This is a genomic window from Sinomonas sp. G460-2 (assembly GCF_047759905.1).
In the GTDB taxonomy this organism is placed as follows: domain Bacteria; phylum Actinomycetota; class Actinomycetes; order Actinomycetales; family Micrococcaceae; genus Sinomonas.
The window spans coordinates 1-5,092 of the sequence record NZ_JBKZWT010000262.1; the positions used below are offsets into that span (position 1 = coordinate 1).

6 protein-coding genes are annotated in these 5,092 nt (G+C 71.1%); 1 reads left to right on the forward strand and 5 read right to left on the reverse strand.

Annotated features, from left to right (window positions below; all coding sequences use genetic code 11):
- The 5 genes from ACLN58_RS17510 to ACLN58_RS17530 form a co-directional block, all read right to left on the reverse strand.
- Positions 1 to 204 (reverse strand): hypothetical protein (locus tag ACLN58_RS17510; protein WP_415856526.1); only part of this gene is annotated, 204 nt, incomplete at its 3' end.
- A complete protein-coding gene (locus ACLN58_RS17515; protein WP_415856527.1) occupies positions 201 to 1,100 on the reverse strand; it encodes a flagellar motor switch protein FliM in 900 nt (299 codons plus the stop codon). The genes ACLN58_RS17515 and ACLN58_RS17510, both read right to left, overlap by 4 nt.
- A gap of 145 nt (positions 1,101 to 1,245) precedes the next feature.
- Positions 1,246 to 2,046, reverse strand: a complete 801-nt coding sequence (locus ACLN58_RS17520; protein WP_415856528.1) for a flagellar motor protein MotB — start codon at positions 2,044 to 2,046, stop codon at positions 1,246 to 1,248.
- Positions 2,043 to 2,843 (reverse strand): motility protein A, encoded by an 801-nt coding sequence (locus ACLN58_RS17525; RefSeq protein WP_415856529.1) that lies wholly within the window; start codon positions 2,841 to 2,843, stop codon positions 2,043 to 2,045. The genes ACLN58_RS17520 and ACLN58_RS17525 overlap by 4 nt, the downstream gene beginning before the upstream one ends.
- A gap of 11 nt (positions 2,844 to 2,854) precedes the next feature.
- Positions 2,855 to 3,181 (reverse strand): flagellar FlbD family protein, encoded by a 327-nt coding sequence (locus ACLN58_RS17530; RefSeq protein ID WP_415856530.1) that lies wholly within the window; start codon positions 3,179 to 3,181, stop codon positions 2,855 to 2,857.
- Positions 3,182 to 3,322: 141 nt separating this feature from the next.
- Here ACLN58_RS17530 and malQ point away from each other — a divergent pair.
- On the forward strand, positions 3,323 to 5,092 hold a 1,770-nt coding region (gene malQ / locus ACLN58_RS17535; RefSeq protein ID WP_415856531.1), incomplete at its 3' end, for a 4-alpha-glucanotransferase.

Here is a 5,092-nt window from a genome sequence, read left to right on the forward strand (position 1 = left end):
CCCGGCCTCGGCGACGAATTCGGCGCTCAGCAGGGCGAGCGCGAAGTCCGCGCTGAGCGAGCCCACGAAGGAGGCCGAGACGACGGTCGTTCCGGCGACGTCCCGCGCGCCCGCGTCGACGGCGCCCGTCACGGCGAGACCGGGGACGGGAAGCGACGCGGCGAGCCGCTCGGCGGCCGAGGCGTGGAGGGCCAGGTTGCTCACGGGAGGTTCTCCTCGAAGGTGACGATGCGGGCCGCGACGCGCGAACCCTTGCGGACGACCATCGCTTGGGCGAGGTCCTTGCCGCCGACGGCGACGTGGAACGGCTCGTGCTCGGGGTGCGGAAGGAAGACCAGGTCCCCCACCGCGAGGTTGAGGATCTGGCTGGGCGTGACGGCCGCGGGCGAGAGCCGTACCGCGACCTCGACCGGAACGTGCGCGAGCTGGCCCCGGACCAGTCCGGCCGCGTTCGCGCTGCTCGCCATGGGGTTCACGGCGCCGAGCTGCGGAAGAAGCGAATCGGCGGGGATCGCGAGGGTGACGTCCGTCGCGGAGTCCCCGACGTGCACCGAGAAGCCGACGGCGATCATGAGGTCGGTCGTCGCGGCCGCCTGGGCAAACTGCGAGTTGTACTGGATGGAGTCGACGTGGGCCGTGCCCGCGAGCAGGCCGCCGAGGGAGTACGAGAGGACGTCGAGGGCCTCGTCCACGAGCGTCTTGATGAGCGCGTACTCGAGCGGCGTGAACTTGCGCTCGAGGCCGGACTTGTCGCCGTGCCCGCCGAGCATGCGGGCCACCCAGCCGAGCGCCGCCGGCGTGGGGAACTGCAGGACCATCTTCCCGGAGCTGGTCTGGCCGTCCATGACGCACAGCACCATCGACGTGGTGGACGGGAGCGAGGCGACGTAGTCGTCGTAGGACTGCATCACGAGAGATTCGGCGGTCACCGTGGACTTGACCCGGACCTTGGCCGTGAGCTGCGTGCCCCACTGCCGCGCGAACGTCTCGAAGCCAGCCTCGAGGATGCGGCTGTGCTCGCGGGCCAGAGTCGTGGGACGCCGGAAGTCGTACGCCTCGATGATCTTCGGGGCGGGCGCTTCGAGGTCCTGCACTGTCACGCCCCCGACTATCGGCAGGGGCGGGGCTGCGGTTAGGAGCGCCCGCGTTCCTTCCTGCTCACTTTGGATGCGGTCGGCGCCCCTCACCTCGGCGAGCCCCGCGCGGCGCGCCGGGCCCGCCCGGCCAAGGTGGGCACGAGCGCACCTACTTCCCCGCGACGCGGGCCTTGAGCGCCTCCGGGATGAGCGCGCGGACCGCTTCGGGCTGGTCCGAGAGGACCACGACGTCGACGCGCCGGTTCTGCTCGTGTTCCGCGTCCGTCTGGTCGGCGTTCGCAGGGCGCGAGGCCCCGTAGCCGGTGGCCCCGACGCGTGGCCCGGGGAGTTCGTCCCGCTCGACCATGTAGCGGAGCACCTTCGTGGCCCGCTCCGAGGAGAGCTCCCACACCGACGGGTAGCCCGTGATGAGGTTGGCCGCGTGGCCCTCGACCGAGACGTGGAGCGTGGTCGGCACGATGGCCGGGGTGATGGCGTCGAGCACGCGGTCCGCCGTGGGGGTCAGGTCCGACTTGTCCGGCTCGAAGAACGTCTGCGATCCCACGAGCTTGACCGTGAGGCCGCGTTGGTCGATCTGGAACTGGACGTCCTGGCCCAGGCCCTCGGCCGTGAGCTTGCTGTTCATCTGCGCCTCGAGGGCCGTGAGCCGGTCCACCTCCTTGAGCGCGAGGTCGAGGTTCGAGAAGCCTTGCGCGTCCTTGTTGGCCTGGGCCGGCGGGACGACCGTGCCCGTGGCCGTGTCGACCTTGTCCGTGACCGTGGTCCCGAAGCCCGTCGCGAGCGAGTTCCGGAGCTTCTCGAACTTGTTCTGGTCCACGGCGGACATCGCGAAGAGGACCACGAAGAGGCAGAACAGGACCGTGATCATGTCCATGTAGGAGACGGCCCAGCGCTCGTCGACGTGGAACGGCTCAGGCTTCTTGAGCGTCCGACGGCGGCGCGGGCTCACGCTGCGGCCCTCACGTTCTCCTTGGCGTCGGCCCTGCCTTTGCCCTTGAAGTGGTGCGCCGGAACCATCGCCCGCAGCCTGTCCGCGAGAAGCATGGGCTGTGCGCCCTCCTGAACCGCGAGGACGCCCTCCATGACGAGGGTCATGCGTTCGACCTCGAGCTCGGAGAGCCGCGCGATGCGGGACGAGAACGGGAGCCAGATGAAGTTGGCCGAGAGCAGGCCCCACAGCGTGGCCACGAAGGCGCTCGCGATCATGGGGCCGAGCTTCCCCGGGTCCGAGAGGTTCTCGAGCACGTGCGTGAGGGAGACGACCGTGCCGATGATTCCGACCGTTGGGGCGTAGCCGCCGAGCGCGGCGAAGAACTTGGAATTGGCGTGATCGGCGCGCGACTTCGTGCCGATCTCGTCCTCCATCATGACGCGGAGCTCCTCGGCGTCCGTGCCATCGGCCACGTTCTGGAGCGCGCGGGCGAGGAATGGGTCTTTGGCGTCGCCCGCCTCGGATTCGAGCGAGAGCAGGCCCTCTGCTCGGGCCTTCTCGGCGAGCGCGATGATCTTGTCGATGCTCTCCTGCGGCTTCGGGGCCTTGCCCACGAGGGCCCCGGGGACGGCTTTGAACGCCTGGAGCGTGTCCTTGAGCGTGTTGCCCGCGAGGCCCACGGCGAGCGTCGCGCCGAACACGAGGATCATGGGCGGCGGCAGGAGGAGCGCCGAGATGTTCGAGCCTTCCAGCGTCACGATCGCGACGACCGAGCCGAACGCAAGCAGCAGGCCGACGACGACTGAGGGGTCCATGGTGCGTGTTCCTAACGCTGGCCGGGCCGGAGGGGGGTCGCGGGGCCGGTGCCGTCCGCGCCGTCGTCGGGTTCGTCGTCGTCCGCGCCGCCGCCGTCCGCCGGGTTGGGCACGAGGCTGAGCCGCTGCCCCTCCATCAGGGGGAGCCCGCTCGCGGTCGCGAGGACGAGCGCGCGGTAGTCCGCGATGAGCCCGATGACGTGGGCGAGGCTCTCCCGCACCACGTAGGTGGTCCCCTCGACCATGACGAGCGTCGTGTCAGGATTCTCCTGGATGCGCTCGATGAGGTCCGGGTTGACCGCGAAGCGGGACCCGTTGAGGCGGGTGACAACGATCATGGGGCCGTTTCTGGTCGTGCTGGGCGGGGCGCTTTCCCTCCCCTCTATCGGCGGGAGGGGCGGCGCGGTAAGGACGACGACGGCGGGCGCCCACCGCCGTCGTTCGCGCCGCCCGCTCCAGTCCGGCATAAAGTGGGGCCCATGGTGGACGGAACCGAGCACGCCCGGCACGAAAACGTAGACCAACTCCTCTTCGAACTCGCGGAACGGCACCGCGTCGCAACTTCCTTCTACGGGTGGGACGGCGTCGAGCGGGCCGTCTCCCCGAAGACCCTTCGCAAGGTCCTCGCGGCGCTAGGCGTCCGGACCGACACCCCCGAGGCGATCGAGGCCTCGCTCGCGGAGCACGAGCTCGCGCCGTGGAGGCGCTTCCTCCCGCCCGTCGTGGTGCAGCGGGAGGGCTGGGACTACCGGGTCCGCGTCCACGTACCGCACGGGACCGACGTCCGGGTGTGGGTCACGGCGGAGGACGGGAGCCGCCACGAGGTCGCCCAGGAGGAGGACTGGGAACAGCCGCGCGAGGTCGACGGCGTCCTCACCGGCCGCGCGACCTTCGCGCTCCCCCAGGACCTCCCGCTCGGCTGGCACACGCTGCACGCGGACGCCGAGGGCCGCACGGCCGAGTGTCCGCTCGTCGTCACGCCCGTGCGGCTCCACACCATGGAAGGGCTCGTGGACCGGCGGCTGTGGGGCGTCATGGCGCAGCTCTATTCGGTGCGCTCCTCGCGCTCGTGGGGCATCGGGGACTTCGCCGACTTGGCGGACCTCGCGGCGATCGCGGGGTCGGAGGGCGCGGACTTCGTGCTCGTGAACCCGCTGCACGCGGCCGAGCCGGCACCGCCCGTCGAGGACTCGCCGTACCTCCCGACGTCGCGGCGCTTCGTCAACCCGCTCTACATCCGGGTCGAGGAGATCGCCGAGTTCGGCTACCTCGAGCCCGCCGCCAGGGCCCAGATCGAGGACCTCGCCGAGGGCATGCAGCCCGCCAACCACGCGGCCGATCTCCTGGACCGGAACACGAGCTTCGACGCGAAGCTCGCCGCGCTCGGGCTCCTCTTCGAGGTCCCGCGGAGCCCCGCGCGGGAGGCCCAATACCGGCGCTTCTGCGCCGAGCTGGGCCCCGGTCTCGACGACTTCGCACTGTGGTGCGCGCTGCGGGAGGAGGTCCCGCCGTCGTCGTCCGAGTGGTCCGAGCTCACCGCACCGGACGCCCCCGCGGTGACCGCGCGCCGCGCGCGGCTCGCGGGTCGGATCGAGTTCTACCGCTGGCTGCAATGGGTCTGCGACGAACAGCTCGAGAAGGCCCAGCGCGTCGCGGAGCGGGCCGACATGCGGCTCGGCGTAGTGCACGATCTCGCGGTCGGCGTCGAACCCCACGGCGCGGACGTGTGGACCCTGTCCGGCGTCCTGGCCCGCGGCGTCACGGTCGGCGCGCCGCCGGACGTGTTCAACCAGCAGGGCCAGAACTGGAGCCAGCCCCCGTGGCATCCTGGCCACCTCGAGGCCTCGGGGTACGCGGCGTTCCGCGACATGCTGCGGACGGTCCTGCGCCACGCCGGCGGGATCCGCGTGGACCACGTCCTCGGGCTGTTCCGCCTGTGGTGGATCCCCGAGGACGCCGGGCCCGAGGAGGGCACGTACGTGTACTACGACCACGAGGCGCTCGTGGGAATCCTCGCGCTCGAGGCGCAGCGGGCCGGGGCGATCGTCATCGGCGAAGACCTCGGCGTGTTCGAGCCGTGGGTCCGCGACTACCTCTCCGAGCGCGGCATCTTCGGCACCTCGATCCTGTGGTTCGAGCACGACGGCGGCGCTCCCCTTGCGCCCGAGCGGTACCGCGCGCAGTGCCTCACGAGCGTCAACACGCACGACCTTCCGCCCACGGCCGGGTACCTCGCGGGCGAGCACGTG